General features: G+C 62.4%; 19 protein-coding genes. 11 read left to right on the top strand and 8 right to left on the bottom strand.

What is annotated here, in order from left to right:
* Nucleotides 1–74 precede the first annotated feature (74 nt).
* On the top strand, nucleotides 75–1382 hold the full coding sequence (locus ACO07J_RS08760) for an HlyC/CorC family transporter (protein WP_422028252.1): 1308 nt from the start codon (nucleotides 75–77) through the stop codon (nucleotides 1380–1382).
* A 74-nt stretch (nucleotides 1383–1456) separates the two neighbouring features.
* On the opposite strand, the gene ACO07J_RS08755 is transcribed toward ACO07J_RS08760, so the two are convergent.
* Nucleotides 1457–1960 carry an Lrp/AsnC family transcriptional regulator gene (locus tag ACO07J_RS08755; RefSeq protein WP_422028251.1) on the bottom strand — a complete coding sequence of 168 codons (504 nt, stop codon included), beginning with the start codon at nucleotides 1958–1960 and terminating at the stop codon, nucleotides 1457–1459.
* Between the two features lie 47 nt (nucleotides 1961–2007).
* Here ACO07J_RS08755 and ACO07J_RS08750 point away from each other — a divergent pair, with 47 nt between their 5' ends.
* The gene (locus ACO07J_RS08750) at nucleotides 2008–3000 is read left to right on the top strand and encodes an EamA family transporter (protein WP_422028250.1); all 993 of its coding nucleotides are present in this window, start codon (nucleotides 2008–2010) and stop codon (nucleotides 2998–3000) included.
* Nucleotides 3001–3096: 96 nt separating this feature from the next.
* Entirely contained in the window at nucleotides 3097–3510 is a 414-nt protein-coding gene (arr, locus tag ACO07J_RS08745) for an NAD(+)--rifampin ADP-ribosyltransferase (protein ID WP_422028248.1), read from the top strand.
* A gap of 3 nt (nucleotides 3511–3513) precedes the next feature.
* Here arr and ACO07J_RS08740 read toward each other — a convergent pair whose 3' ends face one another.
* Genes ACO07J_RS08740 through ACO07J_RS08730 form a run of 3 tightly spaced genes read right to left on the bottom strand, consistent with a single transcriptional unit; the run spans nucleotide 3514 to nucleotide 5306 of the window.
* Nucleotides 3514–3870 (bottom strand): iron chaperone, encoded by a 357-nt coding sequence (locus ACO07J_RS08740; protein ID WP_422028246.1) that lies wholly within the window; start codon nucleotides 3868–3870, stop codon nucleotides 3514–3516.
* A gap of 14 nt (nucleotides 3871–3884) precedes the next feature.
* Nucleotides 3885–4277 carry a YybH family protein gene (locus ACO07J_RS08735; protein ID WP_422028244.1) on the bottom strand — a complete coding sequence of 131 codons (393 nt, stop codon included), beginning with the start codon at nucleotides 4275–4277 and terminating at the stop codon, nucleotides 3885–3887.
* A gap of 57 nt (nucleotides 4278–4334) precedes the next feature.
* Nucleotides 4335–5306 (bottom strand): YihY/virulence factor BrkB family protein, encoded by a 972-nt coding sequence (locus tag ACO07J_RS08730; protein WP_422028242.1) that lies wholly within the window; start codon nucleotides 5304–5306, stop codon nucleotides 4335–4337.
* A gap of 541 nt (nucleotides 5307–5847) precedes the next feature.
* Between ACO07J_RS08730 and ACO07J_RS08725 the strand changes: the two genes are divergently transcribed.
* Entirely contained in the window at nucleotides 5848–6009 is a 162-nt protein-coding gene (locus tag ACO07J_RS08725; RefSeq protein WP_422028240.1) for a hypothetical protein, read from the top strand.
* Between the two features lie 56 nt (nucleotides 6010–6065).
* A protein-coding gene (locus tag ACO07J_RS08720; RefSeq protein WP_422028238.1) for an IS3 family transposase occupies nucleotides 6066–7204 on the top strand; the annotation gives its coding sequence in 2 pieces (ribosomal slippage) (nucleotides 6066–6330 and nucleotides 6330–7204; 1140 coding nt in all).
* 196 nt (nucleotides 7205–7400) lie between these two features.
* Here ACO07J_RS08720 and ACO07J_RS08715 read toward each other — a convergent pair.
* Nucleotides 7401–9830, bottom strand: coding sequence for a GcvT family protein (locus ACO07J_RS08715; protein ID WP_422028236.1), 2430 nt, complete (start codon nucleotides 9828–9830; stop codon nucleotides 7401–7403).
* A 313-nt stretch (nucleotides 9831–10143) separates the two neighbouring features.
* Between ACO07J_RS08715 and ACO07J_RS08710 the strand changes: the two genes are divergently transcribed.
* From ACO07J_RS08710 to ACO07J_RS08695, 4 genes are all read left to right on the top strand, one after another.
* Nucleotides 10144–11355, top strand: coding sequence for an AAA family ATPase (locus tag ACO07J_RS08710; RefSeq protein ID WP_422028234.1), 1212 nt, complete (start codon nucleotides 10144–10146; stop codon nucleotides 11353–11355).
* A complete protein-coding gene (locus ACO07J_RS08705; RefSeq protein ID WP_422028232.1) occupies nucleotides 11352–11906 on the top strand; it encodes a hypothetical protein in 555 nt (184 codons plus the stop codon). The genes ACO07J_RS08710 and ACO07J_RS08705 overlap by 4 nt, the downstream gene beginning before the upstream one ends.
* A gap of 262 nt (nucleotides 11907–12168) precedes the next feature.
* Nucleotides 12169–14586, top strand: coding sequence for a GcvT family protein (locus ACO07J_RS08700; RefSeq protein ID WP_422028230.1), 2418 nt, complete (start codon nucleotides 12169–12171; stop codon nucleotides 14584–14586).
* 116 nt (nucleotides 14587–14702) lie between these two features.
* A complete protein-coding gene (locus tag ACO07J_RS08695; protein ID WP_422028228.1) occupies nucleotides 14703–15311 on the top strand; it encodes a nucleotidyltransferase family protein in 609 nt (202 codons plus the stop codon).
* 118 nt (nucleotides 15312–15429) lie between these two features.
* On the opposite strand, the gene ACO07J_RS08690 is transcribed toward ACO07J_RS08695, so the two are convergent.
* Nucleotides 15430–16107 carry a Hint domain-containing protein gene (locus tag ACO07J_RS08690; protein WP_422028226.1) on the bottom strand — a complete coding sequence of 226 codons (678 nt, stop codon included), beginning with the start codon at nucleotides 16105–16107 and terminating at the stop codon, nucleotides 15430–15432.
* Nucleotides 16108–17182: 1075 nt separating this feature from the next.
* Here ACO07J_RS08690 and ACO07J_RS08685 point away from each other — a divergent pair.
* On the top strand, nucleotides 17183–18109 hold the full coding sequence (locus ACO07J_RS08685; protein WP_422028224.1) for a hypothetical protein: 927 nt from the start codon (nucleotides 17183–17185) through the stop codon (nucleotides 18107–18109).
* Between the two features lie 72 nt (nucleotides 18110–18181).
* Here the strand turns inward: ACO07J_RS08685 and ACO07J_RS08680 are convergent, their stop codons facing one another.
* The gene (locus tag ACO07J_RS08680) at nucleotides 18182–18379 is read right to left on the bottom strand and encodes a hypothetical protein (protein ID WP_422028222.1); all 198 of its coding nucleotides are present in this window, start codon (nucleotides 18377–18379) and stop codon (nucleotides 18182–18184) included.
* Nucleotides 18376–18690, bottom strand: a complete 315-nt coding sequence (locus ACO07J_RS08675) for a hypothetical protein (protein ID WP_422028220.1) — start codon at nucleotides 18688–18690, stop codon at nucleotides 18376–18378. Before ACO07J_RS08675 ends, ACO07J_RS08680 begins: the two co-directional genes overlap by 4 nt.
* Before the next feature lie 469 nt (nucleotides 18691–19159).
* On the opposite strand from ACO07J_RS08675, the gene ACO07J_RS08670 reads away from it, so the two are divergent.
* Nucleotides 19160–19486 (top strand): hypothetical protein, encoded by a 327-nt coding sequence (locus tag ACO07J_RS08670; protein ID WP_422028218.1) that lies wholly within the window; start codon nucleotides 19160–19162, stop codon nucleotides 19484–19486.
* Nucleotides 19487–19511: the final 25 nt, after the last annotated feature.

Here is a 19511-nt window from a genome sequence, read left to right as displayed (position 1 = left end):
TCCGCGCCGATGATCCCTTGATCGCCGCCCCCCGAGCCCCCATAACCCGAGGGGCTGAAAGGATAACGACCCGAATGGAACCCTCATCTACGCTGCTCGACGCCACCTTCTGGATCACGGGCGGTGCCATCCTCGCCCTGCTGGTGCTCTCGGCCTTCTTCTCGGGCAGTGAAACCGCGCTCACCGCCGCCTCCCGCGGCAAGCTCCGCGCCCGCGCCGACAAGGGCGAGAAGGGCGCCGCCAAGGCGCTCGAGATCACCGAGGACAACGAGCGCCTGATCGGCTCGGTCCTGCTGGGCAACAACCTCGTCAACATCCTCGCCGCCTCGCTGGCCACCGCCCTCTTCACCCGGCTTTTCGGCGAAAGCGGCGTGGCGCTCGCGACCCTGGTGATGACCCTCCTCGTGCTGGTCTTCGCCGAGGTGCTGCCCAAGACCTACGCCATCACCAATGCCGAGGCCGCCGCCGCCCGCACCGCGCCGATCATCACGCTGGTCATCTCCATCTTCTCACCCGTCGTCTCGGCGGTGCGCGTCTTCGTGCGGATGGTACTGCGCCTCTTCGGCGTCCGGATCGACCCCGACAGCCATATCCTCGCCGTCCGCGAGGAGATCGCGGGCGCCCTCTATCTCGGCCATTCCGAGGGCGTCGTCGAAAAGGAGGACCGTGACCGCATCCTCGGCGCGCTCGACCTGGGCGACCGCGCGGTCGAGGAGATCATGCTCCACCGCTCCGGCATCGAGATGATCGACGCCGAGCTGGAACCCCAGGCGATCCTCGACCAGTGCCTGAAAAGCAGCCACACCCGCCTGCCCGTCTACCGCGACGACCCCGACAACATCATCGGCGTGGTCCACGCCAAGGACCTGCTGCGCGCCATGTACAAGCTGGTCAGCGAGGGCGGGCTGTCCGACGAGGTGCTGAAGAATTTCGACATCACCGACGTGGCGATGAAGCCCTATTTCGTGCCCGAAACCACCACGCTCGACGACCAGATGCGCCAGTTCCTGCGCCTGCGCACCCATTTCGCGCTGGTCGTCGACGAGTACGGCGTCCTGCAGGGTCTGATCACGCTCGAGGACATCCTCGAAGAGATCGTGGGCGAGATCGCCGACGAGTTCGACCCCGACGCCGACCACCCGATCCGCCGCAGCGACGACAACCAGTTCCTGGTGGAAGGCGCCATGACGCTCCGCGACCTCAACCGCGCCACCGACTGGAACCTCCCCGACGACGAGGCGAACACCGTTGCGGGGCTGGTCATCCACGAGGCCCAGATCATCCCGGAAGTCCACCAGGTCTTCAACCTCCACGGCTTCCGCTTCGAGGTCATGGCGAAAGACGGCAACCGCATCACCAAGCTGAAGATCCGCAAGCTGTAGGCTACCGTCGCCCACGTAGGCCGGGCTTCAGCCCGGCCCCCACCGGCCCCCACGCACCCCTGGTGCCCCCCCCGTCACAACGCCACCAACCGCTCCGCCACCGGCGAGGATTGCACGATCGACGAGTTCGTCGCCCCGAAAGGCACGATCCGGTCGATGACCGCCTCCATCTCCGCCACGTCGCGCACGTGTGCCCGTGCGACAAAGCAATCCTCTCCCGACACCCGGTCGCAGGCGACGATCTGCGGCGTGGCCCGGATGGCGGCGATCATGTTCGCCATCTCCCCCGGCAACGGCCGCGCCCGGATCATCACCGTCAGCCCGTAGCCCAGCCGCGCCGGATCGATCCGCGCGCCGTAGCCGGTGATCACCCCGGTATCCTCGAGCCGCCTGACCCGGTCGGCCACGCTCGGCGCCGACAGCCCAACCCGACGCGACAGCTCCGCCCGCGCGATCCGCGCATCGGCGCAAAGCTCGCGCAGAATCGCCGCGTCGATCCGGTCGAGACCCGTTTCACCGGATCGAAGGCCTTCCGTCGAAATTTCCTTCTGTTCGTTCGCAATATCGCCGCTGGACATATCGAATCTCCATATAAAAACCCGGATACACCTTGCATGATGACCCCATGCCGGATCAAGCCCCACCCCCGCGCCTCTCCCGCGTCTCCGACGCCGTGCCGCCGCATCTGTGGTTCGGCGTCTCGGCCGTCTTCCACTACCTCGGCCCGGCCTGCGCCGTGCTGCTCTTCCCGGCCGTCGGCGTGCTGGGCGTGGCGTGGTTCCGCATCGCCTCCGCCGCGCTGATCTTCGCGCCCCTCACCCGGCCCTGGCGCACCTTCCGGCGTGCCGGCCCCGGCGAGCGCGCCCTCCTGCTGGCGCTTGGCGCCTGTCTCGCGGTGATGAACTGCGCCTTCTACCTCGCGCTCGACCGGCTGCCCATCGCCCTCGTCGCCGCCATCGAGTTCGCGGGCACCATCGGCCTCGCCCTCTGGGGCCTGCGCACCGGGCGCAACTGGCTGGCCTTCGCCGCCACCCTTGCGGGCGTCGCCCTGCTTCTCGACATCCCCGGACTGGCCGCCCCCGGCCGGGCCGCCTCCGACCTGCTGGGTCTCTTCTGGGCGGGGCTCAACGGCGGGCTCTTCGTGCTCTACATCATCCTCGGCCACAGGATTTCCCGCAACGGCGCCTCGGGCGGCGTGGAACGCCTCGGCGCGGCGATGGCGGCGGCCTTCCTCTTCGTCATGCCGATCGGGGTCCTGCAGGCATTGAACGCGTTCGGCGCCCCCCTGCTGGTGCTGGCCGGCATCGGCGTCGGCCTGACCTCCTCGGTCATCCCCTACGTCTGCGACCAGCTCGCCATGGCCCGCCTGCCCCGCGCCAGCTTCGCGCTCCTGCTCGCCCTGCTGCCCGCCTCCGCCACGATCATCGGCGCGCTCGTCCTGCGCCAAATCCCCGGCCCCGCCGATATCGCCGGCGTCCTGCTGGTCATGCTCGGGGTGGCCATCCACAAACCCGCGCCCCTGCGCGCGCCCGACCAGGCACACGCCGCGCGTCCCGTTTCACCGATCCTGGAAAAGGAAAAGGCGGGCGATCCGTCGGATCCCTCCCGCCTGACATAAACATGAGCATCGACAAAATTTATTCAAGAATTGCGCGCCAAGATTTTTCTCCCCAAATTCAAGCCGTTACAATTATCCTTGCGACAGGAGAGCGCCTTGACCCCGCAAACCGACACCCCCTCCGGCCCCTGGTATCACGGCACCCGCGCCGATCTCGGCACCGGCGACCTGATCACCGCCGGGCGCAAATCCAACTTCGGCTCGCGCAAACCGATGTCCTGGGTCTACTTCGCCGGCACGCTCGAGGCGGCGATCTGGGGCGCCGAGCTGGCCGCCGGCGACGGCCGCGAACGCATCTACATCGTCGAGCCCACCGGCCCCTTCGAGGCCGACCCCAATCTCACCGACAAGAAATTCCCCGGCAATCCCACCCTGTCCTTCCGCTCCCGCGAACCGCTCCGCATCGTGGGCGAGGTTGCGGAATGGGAGGGCCACTCGCCCGAGCAGCTCCAGGCCATGCACGAGGGCCTCGCCCGCCTCAAGGCCCAGGGCATCGAGGCCATCGACTGACCGTCACACCCCGTAATCCTCCCGCGAGGCGACGGCCAGCTTCGCCACCAACGCCTCCGGGATCGGCCGCTTCACCGTAAAGGTCACCCCCGTCTTCGTGGCCTTCAACCCTGCGGCGGCAATATCATCGGCATGGGCGGCAATCGCGCCCTTGCCGACATACAGCCCGCACTGTTTCGAAAACGCCGCATACCCGGCCACGATCGTCGTTTCGATCACGAAACCCGGCATGTCATAGCGGATGGTCTCCTCCGCATCGGGCAACGCCCGGGCCAGCCGGGCGCGCAGCGCCTCCAGCAGCGGCCGGAACGCCTCGGGCGCCGCGGCGATATAGGCGTCGTGATCGGCGAACCGCGCCATCGCTCCCCTCCCTCCTACCGCACCGGGATCTCCGCCTCCGCCTGGATCAGCCAGGCCCCGTCGCGCCCCTTCACCGCCACCAGCATCACGTCCGACGACGTCCCGTCGGCCACGATCTTCTGCCGCGAATAGGCCATCCAGCCCGACACGCTGAGGCTCCGCACCCGAAGCGACCACTGCTTGACCCCCACCAGGAACAGCTCGTCATGCAGGTCGCGGATCGCCTCGCGCCCCAGCACCGGCGCCATGGCCGAGGCGATATATTCCGCATCCTCCGCGTAACACCCCGCGCAGCTCTCGGAATCCCCGTCCCGCAGCGCCGCCTCGTAGCGCCGGAACAGCGCCATCAGATCATCTTCCTCCGCCATCGACGCCTCCCCCCGGGCACAGATGAAGCTCCAGCCCATGGTGAATCCTCGAACGCCACCTGTCCATGAAAATATGCCGGACCCCCGGCGCGCGCCTCAACCGTCCCCCGCGCCCGGCGCGGGGCCGTCGGGATGCGTGTCGGCCTTCACCGCCCCGCGCTCCCCCTCCGGCTTCGGCGGCCCGGTGGTGGTGTCGCGCCGCGTCTGGTGCTCGATCTCGGCATTCAGCTTGGCCCCGGCCAGCACGATGAACGCCGACAGCCACAGCCATGTCAGCAGGATGATGACACCCCCCAGCGTGCCATAGGTCTCGTTATAGCTGGCGAAATTCTGGGTGTAGAGCGAGAAGCCGATCGTCCCGATCATCCACAGCACCGTCGCGGCCACCGCCCCGGGGCTGATCCAGCGCCACCTGGCATTGGCCCGCGACGGCCCGAACCGGTAGAGCACGGCCAGCCCCAGCATCGCCAGCACCGCCAGCACCGGCCATTGCAGCCAGACGATGGTGGTCTCCACCGCGCCGGGCAGGCCCAGGAACACGATCACCGCGGGCACCACGATCATCACGCCAAGCGCCGTCAGCAGGCCCGCGATGATCACCAGCGTCAGCACCAGCCCGGTGGCGTAGAGCCTCACGAACCCCCGCCGCTCGGTCTCGGCATAGGCGATGTTCATGCCTTCCATCAGGGTCATCATGCCCTTGGTGGCACCATAAAGCGCCAGCAGCAGGCCGAGGATGGCGGCAAAGCCCGTGGCCGCCTCGTCGCCGCCGGTGACCTTCAGGATCTGGTCCCGGACGATCGCCGCCGCCTCGGCGGGCATCATCGCCACGAACCCCTCCAGCTGGCCCGCCACATCCGCGGGGTCGAGCAGCACGCCGGCAATGGAAATCAGCGCCACCACGGCGGGAAAGATCGCCAGCAGCCCGAAGAACGCCACCCCGGCCGAGACGACCGACATGTGATCGGCGGGTATGCCGGCGACCAGCCGCTTGACGATCTCCCACCACCCGCGCCGCGGGATCTCGGCCGGCCGGGTGGCCGTCTGGCCGCGGAGATTGGTTGGCATGGCGGTCCTCCGTTGCTTGCCCCGTTACCTAGGAGAACGCGCCGAGAGGTCAAAAGGTTGGCGAGGACTTGGGATTTTTCGCAGAGACACACCGCGCGGAACAAAGGGCGTAAGCCCGCCGCGCATCGCCCGCTGGCCGGCAGGCGATTGCAACGCAATCGCCGAGAGGTGGGCCGCCCCGTCGCACCAAAGGTGCGCCGCCCATACCCGGCACGCCTCTGGCGTGACGGCACGGCGATTTGGCCAGCGGAGTGCCACGCGCGAATGATGGACGTACTTGGCAGCCATAAACTGCCCATCACCAACGTCGGTTCGCCGCACCACGGCCCGTCGATGCGCGGCTTGCCCTGCAAGGCTCACCATGATCCAGGATCGCAGCGAAAGCCCGCTTCGAGCCCACACTTCCCAGTTTCTGCCTGGCCGCGACGGTCAGCTATCCGTGCCCTGGAACATCGGAATGAGCGTGAATGAACGCTGATTTGCTTGACTAAACCTTCAGTCATCAGTCACCCTTGACTGCAGATATATGTGGTGAACTTTGATGACCGATCGTTCCTTCTCGATTGATGACAGTTTTGTTCCGCCAGAACCTTTTGACAGAGCGATTGCAAACTTAAACGTCCGCTGCCGCAGTAATTCTCTTGAAGATGGCGTGAATCTCGATGTTGAGAGGAGAGGTGGCTCGGGAAATCTGAACAGGTGAGTTAGGTGGATTTTCCGCTCCCAATCCTGCAGCGTTGCCGGGACGAAGGAGCGAATATGGCAAAACGACCGAGACGAAACCACAGCCCAGCTTTCAAGGCGAAAGTCGCGTTGGCGGCGTTGAAGGGCGACAAGACGATGAGCGAGCTGGTGACGCAGTTCGACGTGCATCCGAACCAGATCAAGCAATGGAAGGATCAGCTGCTGGATGGAGTCTCCGGCGTATTCGATGACAAGCCGAAAGCGGCGAAGGAGCCGGAGATCGATGTCACCTCTCTACATGCAAAGATCGGCCAGCTCACGCTTGAGAACGATTTTTTAGAGGGAGCGCTCGCCAAGGCCGGTCTGTTGCCGAGCGCAAGGAAATGACGGACCGCGCCCACAGGCTGAGCCTGACCCGGCAGGCCGAGCTGCTCGGGATCAGCCGGGGCAGCCTCTACTATGCCCCGCGCCCGGCCAGCGAGGACGACCTGCGGCTGATGCGCCGGATCGACGAGCTGCACATGGACTATCCGTTCGCGGGCAGCCGGATGATGAAGGGTCTTCTGCGCCAGGAAGGGTTCACCGCCGGGCGGCTGCACGTGGCCACGCTGATGAAGCAGATGGGCATCGAGGCCTTGTATCGCAGGCCCAACACGTCGAAACCGGCGCCGGGGCACAAGGTCTACCCCTACCTGCTGAGGAAGCTGGCAGTGACCCGGCCCAACCAGGTCTGGGCAATGGACATCACCTATGTGCCGATGGCGCGCGGCTTTGTTTACCTGGTGGCCGTTGTCGACTGGTTCAGCCGCAAGGTGCTGAGCTGGCGGCTCTCGGTCACGCTGGAAACCGGCCCGTGCGTGGAGGCGCTGAACGAGGCCCTCGCACGACACGGCGCACCCGAGATCATGAATACCGATCAAGGCAGCCAGTTCACCTCCATCGACTTCATCACCGCGCTGAAAGGTGCCGGGATCCGGATCAGCATGGATGGCAAGGGGGCCTGGCGGGACAACGTCTTCGTCGAGCGCCTATGGCGGACCATCAAATACGAAGAGGTCTACCTACGCGCCTATGATAGCGTCTCGGCCGCTCGCGAAAGCCTCGGCCGGTATCTGGCCTTCTACAACACCAGGAGACCGCATTCATCGCTGGACGGGCAGACCCCCGATCAGGCATATCTCAACACGCCCCGGCCAATTCCGGTCGCGGCATAACCGAGCGGGAAATCCACTTACGAAACGGCTCGAAACTGTTAAAACAAACCGAGCCACCTCTATTTGAGGTGCCCCTACCCCTTACTATCAGGCGAGGAAGCCGAGATGGGGACAAGCAACAACAGAAAAGGCCGCCCCCCAAAACAGAACAGGCCGGGGTCGCCCCCGGCCCGCGCAATCCTTCCGACGCTCCGACCTATGCCCGCAGCTTCTCCCCCTTCGGGTCGAACGGCGGCTCCTCCAGGATCCGCGCCTTGTGCGGCTGGCCCAGCACCATCACCTCGACCTCGTCGCCGGGCGCTGCCGTGCCGCTCTTGATATACCCAAGCGCGAGGCTCATCCCCACGGTATAGCCATAGGTGCCCGACGTGACCCGCCCGATGCCCTTGCCATCCTTGAAGATCGGCTCGCCCCCGGTGGCGTCCGCGTTCGAGGCCGTCACCGCCTCTTCGTCGATATGCACCAGCACCAGCGTCTCGCGCGTGGGCTCGGCCATCACCTTCTGCGCGGCGGGTTTGTTGAGGAAGTCCTTCTCCATCTTGCAGAGCGCCCCTAGCCCCACCTCGTGCGGATAGTATTCGGGCGAGTATTCCCGGCTCCACGAGCCATAGCCCTTCTCGATCCGCATCGACATCAGCGCCCGAGCCCCCACCGGCCCGCCGCCGAACTCCTTCGCCGTCTCCAGAAGCGCCCGGTAGAGCTTCTCCTGGTCCTCCGTCTTGCAATGCAGCTCCCAGCCCAGGTCACCGGTAAAGCTCACCCGCAGCGCCAGGCACCGCACCCCGGCAATGTCGATCATCTTCGACCGCATGAACGGGAAATCCTCGGTCGCCAGCGACGTGTTCGTCATCCGCTGCAGGATCTCGCGCGACTTGGGCCCGGCCACGTTGAACCCGCACATCGCCTCGGTCATGCTCTCGAACGTGGTCCCCTCGGGCAGCGGCACCATGTCGTAGAACCGCTTCTGATAGCGCTCCGCCATCCCCGACGACACCACCCAGAACTCGTCTTCCTCGACCCGCGTCACCGTCGCATCTCCGGCAATCCCGCCGCGCACGGAAATCAGCGGCGTCAGGCACGACCGCCCGACGCTTTTCGGCATGTTGTTGGCAAACACCGCGTTCAGCCAGTCCGCCGCCCCCGGCCCCTTCACCCGGTACTTGGCGAAGTTCGAGATGTCGATGATCCCGGCCCGCTCCCGCAGCATCCGGCACTCCTCGCCCACCGGCCCCCACCAGTTCTGCCGCACGAACCCGTTCGTGTCCTTCGCGCCGGGCTCTCCGGCGAACCACTGCGGATGCTCCCAGCCATAGTTGAGGCCGAACACCGCCCCCATTTCCTTCTGCAGCTCGTAAACCGGCCTTGTCCGCAACGGCCGCCCCGCCGCCCGCTCCTCGTTCGGATAGTGAATGGCAAACCGATGCGTATACACGTCCTCCACCTTCGCCATCACAAACTTGCGGTCATTCGCCCACAGCCCGAACCGCGCGATATCCCAGGGGAACATGTCATACTGCATCTCCCCCTCCACGATCCACTGCGCCACCATCAGCCCCATCCCGGCCGACTGCGAGAACCCCGGAATGATCCCCCCGCACATGAAGTAATTCTTCAACTCCGGCACCGGGCCCAGGATCACGTTCGAATCCGGCGACCAGATCATCGGCCCGTTGATCACCCGCTTCACCCCGGCCTCCGCCGCCGCCGGCACCCGGTCCATCGCCCGCATCACGTTCTCCATGATCCGTTCCAGATCATCCGGGAACAGGTCATGCGCGAAATCCAAGGGCGTCCCATCCTCCGCCCAGAACCGCATGTCCCGCTCATAGGCGCCGATCAGCAGGCCCTTGCCCTCCTGCCGCAGGTAATACTCGCCATCCCGGTCCGCGACCGACGGCAACCGCCGCCCCGCCGCCTCGATCTCCGGCATGGTCTCGGTCACGAAATACTGGTGCTCGGTGGGCTGCAGCGGCACCTCGATCCCGGCCAGCTTCGCCACCTCCCGGCCCCAGAGCCCGGCGGCGTTGATCACCCACTCCGTCTCGATATTCCCCTTGGGCGTCTCCACCACCCAGCTGCCGTCGGGCTTCTGAACCGTTCCCGTCACCGGCGTGAACCGGTAAATCTCCGCCCCCTTCTGCCGCGCCCCCACCGCGTAGGCATTGGTCACGCCCGACGGGTCCACGTTCCCCCCGTCCGGCTCCCACATGATGCAGCGGATGCCGTCGAAATTCACCAGCGGATGCTTCTCCTCCGCCTCCTCCCGGCTGATCTCGAAGAAGTTCATGCCGTAAAGCTTCGCCTTCGCCGCCTGCAGCTTCAGCTGATGCTCCCGGTTCTCCGTCTGCGCGAGGTAGAGGCTCCCGGGCTGGAACACGCCACAGCTCTGCCCCGTCTCCTCCTCCAGCTGCTTGTAGAGATTCATCGTGTAATGCTGCAGCCGCGAGATATTGGCACTGTCATGCAGCCCGTGGATGTTCGCCGCCGCATGCCAGGTCGAGCCGCTCGTCAGCTCGTCCCGCTCCAGCAGAACCACGTCCGTCCACCCCAGCTTGGTGAGGTGATAGAGGATGGAGCATCCGATAACGCCGCCGCCGATCACGACAGCCTGTGCATGGGTTTTCATGTGTCGTCCCTTGACCCTTGTTTCAGCGGCCAGCCTGACACCGATTGAAGGCGCCATGAATGCCGGTTCCCGACATCATTCGTCGGTCGGGGGCCATTGTCGTTTCGTTTTGCGTCAGGGGATTTAGGTTTGCGGCAGGGGGTGGTGTTCGATTTTTGACCTTCACGACTGCCCTTGTAATTGCGCATGAGCGAACTTCAAAAAACATAACATGATGAAAAGAGCGAGATCTTAGATAATAAGTCGCGATTTTAACGAATTAATGTTGAAAACGCCTTTTCGGAGGAATATCCTTTCACGTGGAGGCCCATATATGATCTACAGGCTTGAAGTAGAAAATTTCTATTCAATTCGAGACCGACAGGTGGTTGATCTGACGGTTGGTGGAAAAGTGCCCGACGAGCCCGGCAGATTATTTCCAACATATGACGACTCAGAAGAACGGGCACCGAGAGTGGTTGCCGTCTATGGCCCAAATGCTTCCGGTAAGTCTAACTTACTCAAAGCGATCTCGTTTCTTGCTTGGTTTGTTCATTCAAGCTTTCGATATGATACGGGCAAACAGCTTCCATATCGGAAGTTTGCCAGTGACTCGATGGTTGAATCGCCCACGCGCATCTCAATAACGTTCGCACTGCCAGAGAACCTTCTCGATCCAGAAAATTCTCCCACTTGCCCCTATGTGTATACCTTGGAACTTGCTCCAAGAGGCGCAGGGCCAGATCGTGTCATATTAGAAAGCGTTTACCATCGACCGAAGGGCGCCAAGCGATTTACGCGCGTACTTGAGCGTAACGAGAGAGGAGAGGTTAAAGGTGCCCTCGGTATTGGGCTAGGAAAAGAACGCGGAGTGCTCGAAAAGATCCTTCGTCCTGATGCCAGTGTAATCGCAACCCTTGCCCAATTGAACAATAAGATCGCTACCGATTTCGTCGAAGCAGCGGGATCGATAATCTCGAACATTCTTATCACAAGGCATGAAGCTGAAACCGGGCAGATTTTGGAACTCTACGCTTCAAATACTGATTTACTCGGCGCACTAAATAGGGACATCCGTCGCATCGACTTGGGCGTTGAAGAGATTAAGATACTTGCAAGAAACGGCGCCCCTGTAGCGATGTTCACCCACTCTGGCCTAGAACACCAAATAGAAATGGATTTCGAAAGCCACGGAACACAGCAATTCATGCGGTTATTTCCGTTATTGTATCAGACATTAGCCTTAGGTGGTATCGCCGTCATTGATGAACTTGACGCAGCTATACATCCGGTGGTCCTTCCAGAGATACTTCGTTGGTTCGGAGATGAAAGGCGTAATCCAAACGGCGCCCAGTTGTGGATTAGCTGCCACAGCACGTCTTTATTGGACGACTTACTCAAGGAAGAAATTCTTTTTTGTGAAAAGACAAGTGACGGAGCAACCGAAGTGTTTGCACTTAAGGATGTTCAAGGAATTCGCCGATCCGAAAACTTCGGGTCAAAGTACCTTGGCGGAGTTTATGGAGCTGTACCGAGGATTGGATGAGTGGACGTGCTCGCATACCAAGACGGAGACGCATTTTCCTTGGTTGCGAGGGGGAAAGCGAACAAGGTTATGGTGCTTTTCTAGATCGATTAGCTCAAGACAACGGACATCACGTACACATCAAAGCGGTGAACCTTCAGCCAGCAGGTGACCCCATTAAACTGGCGAAGAAAGCCATCGACTCAGCAAAACGCGATGCGAGAAGTCGAGGCGCCTTTGAAGTACGTGCCGTCTTGCTTGATGCAGATAGGCTTTCAGACAACCCTGCCATGAAGGGACAGGTTCATGATCTACTTGCCGCAGAAGAGTTTATTATCATATGGCAAATCCAAGATCACGAAGCACATTTACTTAGGCATTTTGCTGGACATGAGCACGATAACCCTCCAAGCGGTCAAACCTTGGCACGTCTTCAAGCACATTGGCCCGGTTATCGTAAGGGTATGACTTCAAGCGAAATTCGACGCGTTCTTTCGCTTGACCATGTAAAGCGAGCGGCGGGTGTAACACCCCCACTAATGTCTTTGCTCCAACGGATTGGCTTCAAATAACCTTCGCCCAAAGCCACCCCCCGTTGCGCCCGAAACAACATCTCGCCCCTCCCCCCATCGCGCGCCACATTAACACTCCGCCTCCACCGACCCGATACCGACGCGATACCGACGTAATACCGACGTGATACCGACGTCGGTTTCCCTGCAAATCATGGCCGTTAACCTTCGAATCGGTTACCGACATGATCTGTCGCAAACGGACATGCCCGATCCGCGTCAGACGACAGTGTAGGGCCACCGGAAAAGCAGGGAGTCACACATGAAAACCACCACCCGCGTGGCGATTATCGGCGGCGGAGTCCTCGGCTGCAGCGTTCTCTACCACCTCACCAAGCTGGGCTGGTCCGATGTCATGCTGGTCGAGCGGTCCGAGCTCACCTCCGGCTCCACCTGGCACGCCGCCGGCGGCTTCCACACCCTCAACGGCGACACCAACATGGCCGCCCTTCAGGGCTATACGATCAAGCTTTACAAGGAGTTGGAGGAAATCACCGGCCTCTCCTGCGGGCTGCATCACGTGGGCGGCGTCACCCTGGCCGACAACCGCGACCGCTTCGACATGCTCCTCGCCGAGCGCGCCAAGCACCGCTACATGGGGCTCGAAACCGAGATCGTCGGGCCGGAAGAAATCCGCAAGATCGCCCCCGTCACCAACACCGACGGCATCCTCGGCGCGCTCTACGATCCGCTCGACGGCCACCTCGATCCGTCGGGCACCACCCACGCCTACGCCAAGGCCGCCCGCATGGCTGGTGCCACGATCGAGACGCACTGCAAGGTGCTGGAAACAAAGCAGAAACCCGACGGCACGTGGCAAATCGTCACGGAAAAAGGCACCATCGACGCCGAGCACGTGGTCAATGCCGGCGGCCTCTGGGCCCGGGAAGTTGCAGCGATGTCAGGGGTTTACCTGCCGCTTCACCCCATGGAACACCAGTATGTCGTGACCGAGGAAGTCCCCGAGATCGCCGAGATCATCGAAGCCGGCGGCGAACACCCCCACGTCATGGACCCCGCCGGCGAAAGCTACCTCCGCCAGGAAGGCCGCGGCCTCTGCATCGGCTTCTACGAACAGCCCTGCAAGCCCTGGGCCGTCGACGGAACGTCGTGGGATTTCGGCCACGAGCTGCTTCCCGACAACCTCGACAAGATCGAGCAATCCATTGATTTCGCTTACAAACGCTTCCCCGCCCTCGAACGCGCCGGGGTGAAGTCCGTCATCCACGGCCCCTTCACATTCGCCCCCGACGGCAACCCCCTCGTCGGCCCCGTGCCGGGCCTGCGCAACTACTGGTCCGCCTGCGGCGTCATGGCCGGATTCAGCCAGGGCGGCGGCGTCGGCCTCATGCTGGCGCAATGGATGATCGAAGGCGAATGCGAACGCGACGTCTCGGCCATGGATGTCGCCCGCTACGGCGACTGGATCAACAAGGGCTACACCCTCCCGAAAGTCATTGAAAACTATCAGAAAAGGTTCTCCGTCTCCTACCCGAACGAGGAACTTCCCGCGGCCCGCCCGATGAACACGACGCCCATGTACGACATCTTCGACAGCATGGGCGCGGTCTGGGGCCACCAATACGGGCTCGAGGTGGTGAACTACTTCGCCGAAGGCGATGAACCCCGGTTCGAAACCCCTTCCTTCCGCCGCTCCAACGCCTGGGAGGCGACGAAACGCGAGGTGAAGGCCGTCCGCGAAGCCGTTGGAATCAATGAGGTTCACAACTTCGGCAAGTACCTCGTCACCGGCCCCAATGCCCGCGACTGGCTCGACCGGATCATGGCCGGCCGCATCCCCAAACAGGGCCGCGTCTCGCTCACCCCGATGCTCTCGCCCAAGGGCCGGCTGATCGGCGATTTCACCGTTTCCTGCCTTGGGCCGGAAGCCTTCCAGCTCACCGCCTCCTACGGCGCCCAGGCCTACCACATGCGCTGGTTCGAACAGAACGAGGCCCAGGGCGTCCGCGTCGAGAACATCTCCGACCGCCTCAACGGCTTCCAGGTCGCCGGGCCCAAGGCCCGCGACGTGCTGGTGGCCTGCACCCGCGACCCGGTCGCCGACATGCGCTTCATGGACCTGCGCCGCGCCACGGTGGGCATGGTCGACTGCCTGATCCAGCGGGTCAGCTATACCGGCGACCTGGGCTACGAGATCTACTGCGACCCGATGGCCCAGCGGGCGCTCTGGAAAACCCTCTGGGAAGAGGGCCAGAAACACGGCATGAAACCCTTCGGCATGCGGGCGATGATGTCGCTCCGGCTTGACCGGTTCTTCGGCTCGTGGCTGTCGGAATTCTCACCCGACTACACCCCCGGCGAGACCGGGATGGACCGGTTCATCAGCTTCACCAAGAACACCGACTTCATCGGCCGCGCGGCCGCGGAGGACGAGAGAAACAAGGGGTCCGAGCGGCAACTCGTGGCCTTCGAGGTCGATGCGCTGGATGCCGATCCGCACGCTTATGAACCGATCTGGATCGACGGCAGCGTGCAGGGCTTCTGCACCTCCGGCGGCTATTCGCACCATGCGGAGAAATCCGTGGCGCTGGCCCTGATCCCCCGGTCCATGGCCAAAGAAGGGCTGGAGGCCGAGATCGAGATCCTGGGTGAGAAACGCCCTGCCCGACTGATCACCGAGCCGCTATTCGATCCGGAAGGGGAACGGTTCCGGATGTAATGCGCGGCCGCACTGGCGGGACGCCTCCGGCGGGAGTATTTGTGGAACGGTGAAACACCGGGGTTCGGCATGACCTACTTCGTTCTGCAAATACTCGAAATACGTGGGTGGCGGCCATGAGCCGGCTTTGCGTCCTGATCCCCGCCGCGGGCCGCTCCGCGCGTATGCGGGGCCGTGACAAGCTGCTGGAACCGGTCGAGGGCCAACCCATCCTGCGGCGGCAGGTGCGGCTGGCGCTGGGGCTGCACCTTCCGGTCATGGTGACCCTGGCCGAGGACCGGCCGGCGCGGGGCACGGCGCTCGACGGGCTGGACGGGCTGAGCCGGGCCGTGCTGCGCGATGCCAATGAGGGGATATCCGCCTCGATCCGGGCCGGGGCCGGCTGGGCGCTCGCGCAAGGGGCGCAGGGGTTGATGATCCTGTTGGCGGATCTGCCGGAGCTGACGCTCGACGACCTGAAGAAAATGGCGCAGGCCCATGAAAAGGCGCCTGAAACCGTCTTGCGGGCCACCGATGCCACGGGCAAGCCGGGCCATCCGGTGATCCTGCCGGCGCGCCTCTTCGGGAGGCTTCAGGCCCTGCGCGGCGATGACGGGGCCAAGCCGGTTCTGCAATCCGAACCCGTCACCCGCATCGCCCTGCCCGGCCGTCATGCCACGACAGACCTCGACACGCCCGAGGACTGGGCGGCGTGGCGTGATCGTCAGGAAAAACCTGGGCCCTGAAAACGAACAATCCCGGCTTTCGCCGGGATTGCCGCCTTCGAAACCGGAAATTGCCCCCGCACCGATTTCAATGAGGCCGGGCCCCGAAACGGAGCCCGGCCAGCTGCAACACTCGTACTCACTTCAGAAGGAGACGGCTCTCCGCTTCGGTCAGCGCACGGCGCGCGGCCTGGTAGGCCTTGCGACCCGCGGTATCGCGAAGATCCGGGAACAACTCGAAAATCTGGCGGCGCTGCCGTGTCCCGAGGCTGTCCATGACCCGCTCGTCGGGGCGGAAGCTTTCGGTCCAGAAGCCGTTGGACAGCACCACCTGGTGCTGGTCGAACATGAAGTGGATATACGTGACCTGTGCCACGTCGACCACGTCCACACCGTCGAGCCCGGTCAGGTGCCCGGCGGCCGATAGGACTTCGCTATCCTCGAAGAACTGCGCCGTCTTGTCGTTCTGGATCAACACGTTATGCCAGGGGCTGACAAGGATGTCGGCCTCGGGCAGCCCGTGATCCAGCGCGCCCGACCGGATCAGGACCGGCCGCAACGACGGCGCCTTGCGCAGGTCTTCGGCGCCGAGACGGCACGACCCGATCCAGCGGATTTCCTGCAGCCCGTTATCGCGGGTCAGCACCCGGTCGCCGAGCTGAAGATCCTCGACCCGTTTCTCGCCCTTCGGCGTGGCGATGACCGTGCCGGGGGTGAAGCAGGGCACGACGTTCTCGATGGGCAGCTCTGCCTGCTCGCTTGCGCCAAGCGCCGCGATGGCGGCATTCTGGCTTGCGGGGTTCTCGATCGGCGGCATGTCGTCTCCTTTTAGACCAGCACTTGCACTCGTTAACCTTCAAACATTCCGGGCGGATTGCCCGGCACTCGCACTTCACTCACTCACACATGCGATGAACGTGCCGGTCAGCCATACCTGCCTTCGCACCGGAAGGCGTATCGCTCGAGCCTCGGTCAGAAACAGACCTGTTCGACCAGACCCTTGACACGTCACGCAACAACTCGTGACACAAGGTCGGCCGCCCCTTAGCCAAATCTTCGCCCCCCAGTCAGGCAATTAAGAAGCTACTGTCGAGCGCCGCCCGAATAAAGCCATATTTAAGGATCGACTGCCGCAATTCGGGCGTAAATGTGGCAAGATCGGGGCCCCGCGCCCCATTCCTCCCGGGTGGATTGTTTCGCCGTCAGGGGCTATTGGCACCTGGCGTTGCTCCACTCATGTCGCCGTTCCAGCGCGCCTCAGGCCAGTTATTACTGACGGGTTCCCTGCTCTCGCGGTGCTGGCGCCCTTCGGCTTGCCCGCTCCAGACGTTTCCCGATACGAAACAATCCATCCGAACTTTGACCTCGCGAACCCGCGTCTGAAAAATCATCGCACCACAAGCGTTTAGCGGTAGGTTCCGTTATCAGTTTCCCGTTTCACGGCAGACTGTTTCGAATCCGAAGCCAAATCAGCCGGTCAAACGGGACGAATCGGGGCCGCCCTGCCCGAATCGTCGCGCGCGCACAGGGCATGTTCCTGTTCGTGCCACATTTCCGCCAATTTCCGGAGCGGCCGGCCGCCGCGCCTGGCCTGACCGCGCCGGCCATCTTCGGGGCCGATCGGAATGCTCTTCGGAGTTTTGGTGCCCAAGGTCGGACTCGAACCGACACGCTGTCGCCAGCGGGGGATTTTGAATCCTATCGGTCCTGAATGACTTCAACGGCTTAGGTCGATCTTGTTCCACGGACATGCCGTGAACGGATGGTGAAAGTGGAACAAGGGGGTGCGAGTCCCTCCGGGCCTACCACCCCGAAATTCGGGTGTTGTTTTTGCTGGGGGAAATCGGGAAGGTGCCACGCGGGGGAATGAGTGCGTGGCACCCTAGCCTGTCTTGTTCTGCTCAGGCGTACACCAGCCGCGCCCGCCGCAGACGCTACAGGCTCAGGAAAATGAACCCAAGCCAGAAATACAACCAGATGCCACTCAGGAGCATCCCGCCGAACAATCCGCCGTAGAGCCACTTCCGGTTGAGCCAACGGTCGCCACCCCAGCTAGCGAAACCAGCCCCGAACATGATGGCGGTAGCACCAAAGGTAGCGATGAAAATCCTCAGAAGCCCCCCCACGTCATTTTCGGGGACGGTTACGCACAGTGGGCAATGGCGTTTTTTGCGCTGTTGGGCGTGGCCATAAGCGCTTGGGCGGTCTGGCTGCTCAAGAGAACTTTGGATGAAACCGTAAGAGCTGTTCGAGAAGGTGAGAAAGCTACCTCTGCTAGTCTGGATGCCGCCAAAGCCGCTCAAGAGGCCAACCAAATCATGCGAAATGAGCAGAGGCCATGGCTTGATTTCGAGATTCTGGAATTCAAAATTCGTCACGCCTACACCGAGAACGGCGGGGTTATCCCCTACATCACTCCAAAAGTTCAAATCACCAACCACGGAAGATCCCCCGCGTTCAAGACGGTCTTTGTTGTTCGGTCCTTGGTTAGCGATACTTTCGAAAGTACCAGTATTGATCAATTTGTGAAAGATACCGCTGAGCGGTCTGTTATCATGGCGGAACACAGCGTTTTCCCTGGCACACCAAAAATCATTGAGCCGACCATCAGCTCCTTCGAGACAATTGCCATGCACATTTCCGGATCGGGCCTCACCGCCAACAGGGCATACATCATGGCACTGGTAGAATACGTTTGGGACGACAGGCGCGCCTTCGCCGCGCAGCTCTACACTTGCAAAGCGATGGACCTGCTCCCGCGCCCCACTACTGACGCCTTCAAGCCAATGGTCCTCAAAAGGTTCGAGAAGCGCAACTAGCACCAAAGCCTTAATCACCGCTCAGCCCCTCCGGCTGGTGCGTTTGATACATAAGGCCGCAGTTTTGTTTGGTCATCCATCCTCATCCTCCGGTTTCTCTCCCCGCCGCATCCGGGCTTCGTATTCAGCCTCGGTCAGCGGGCCATGAAAACTTACAGTGCCGCGCTCGCATATCGGCCTAATCGCGGTGTCCAAAATGTCCTCTGCCTCTTCGACGGTATCGGCTTCAATCTCAATAACCGCGCTGAGGTTCACGAGGAAAAGCGTCACTGATCGGCTTCCTTGTCTGGTTCTTCCCCCCGCCGCATCCGGGCTTCTGCCCTGCTTTTCAGCTTGGCGACAGTGGCGTTGTATACGGCGCGGATGGCGTCCCGGGCCTCAATGGCGCGCTGTAATTCGGCCTGCTCGCCGGGGCGGAGATAGTCCTTCCAACTCATGCAGGGAGTGTACGCGGAACGGGGTGGAAGCGCAAGCGTGATGTTGGCGCACTTGGTGGGTTGATATTTTGCGTTGGCGGGTGTAGGGTGGAGGGGATTGGAAAGGCCACCGCCATGCGAATGACACACTTTCACAAAGAACACCTCGGCCCTATCCGATGTGTGGCCCCTGATTTCCGACGAGGGCAACCATCAAGCTTCGAGAAGCCAAAAGGCTTCTGGCTTTCAGATGAAAGTGATTACGGCTGGGGAGAGTGGTGTGCGGATAACGCCTATGGCATAGGCGAGAATAGGACAGATTTTCTGGTGGACATGTCTCATGTCCTGCACCTTTCACGGCCAGAGGAACTCGATCAATTCACTCAAGACTTCTGGTGCCACGGTGGCTTTCTGGATTCCGGCATAGACTGGATACTGGTCGGCCAGTTTTACCAAGGGATTGTTATCACGCCGTACATATACGAGCGGCGGCTAGAGCTTGATTGGTACTATGGTTGGGATTGTGCCAGTGGGTGCTTCTGGGACACTTCCTGCCTGACCAGAGAACCCGAGCGTGTGGAGAGGGCAGCATAGCCCACCCCAGCATTCCACAGGCAACTGTAGAGGATGGAAGATGAGCGAACGTAAATGGACAAAAGGGCCTTGGGAAGCCGCACTTGAGCGCGGTTGTCATGGCGTCATTGCACACGCTCTTCCCGAAGGTGGGGCCAATTTTGTTGCATTGGTCGGGAATGACGCAGACACGGCAGAAAGGGAGCCGTCTAGGTTTGCCAACGCCCACCTAATCGCCGCCGCGCCGGAACTGTATGAGGCGCTGGAGAAGGCGGTAACCGCTATTGAGTGGTGGCAAGAAGAGCATGGATGCTGCCACGGCGCCACAGATGGCGAACTCGAACAGGCTGCCGCTGCCCTCGCCAAGGCCCGTGGAGAGGCCCCCTAACCCCTCGCCTTCCGTCTATGCTCTG

It is taken from the genome of Roseovarius sp., from assembly GCF_965228755.1.
Lineage (GTDB): Bacteria > Pseudomonadota > Alphaproteobacteria > Rhodobacterales > Rhodobacteraceae > Roseovarius.
The sequence above is the reverse complement of the archived record's forward strand: the minus strand, read 5'-3'. Positions and strand labels throughout refer to the sequence as shown.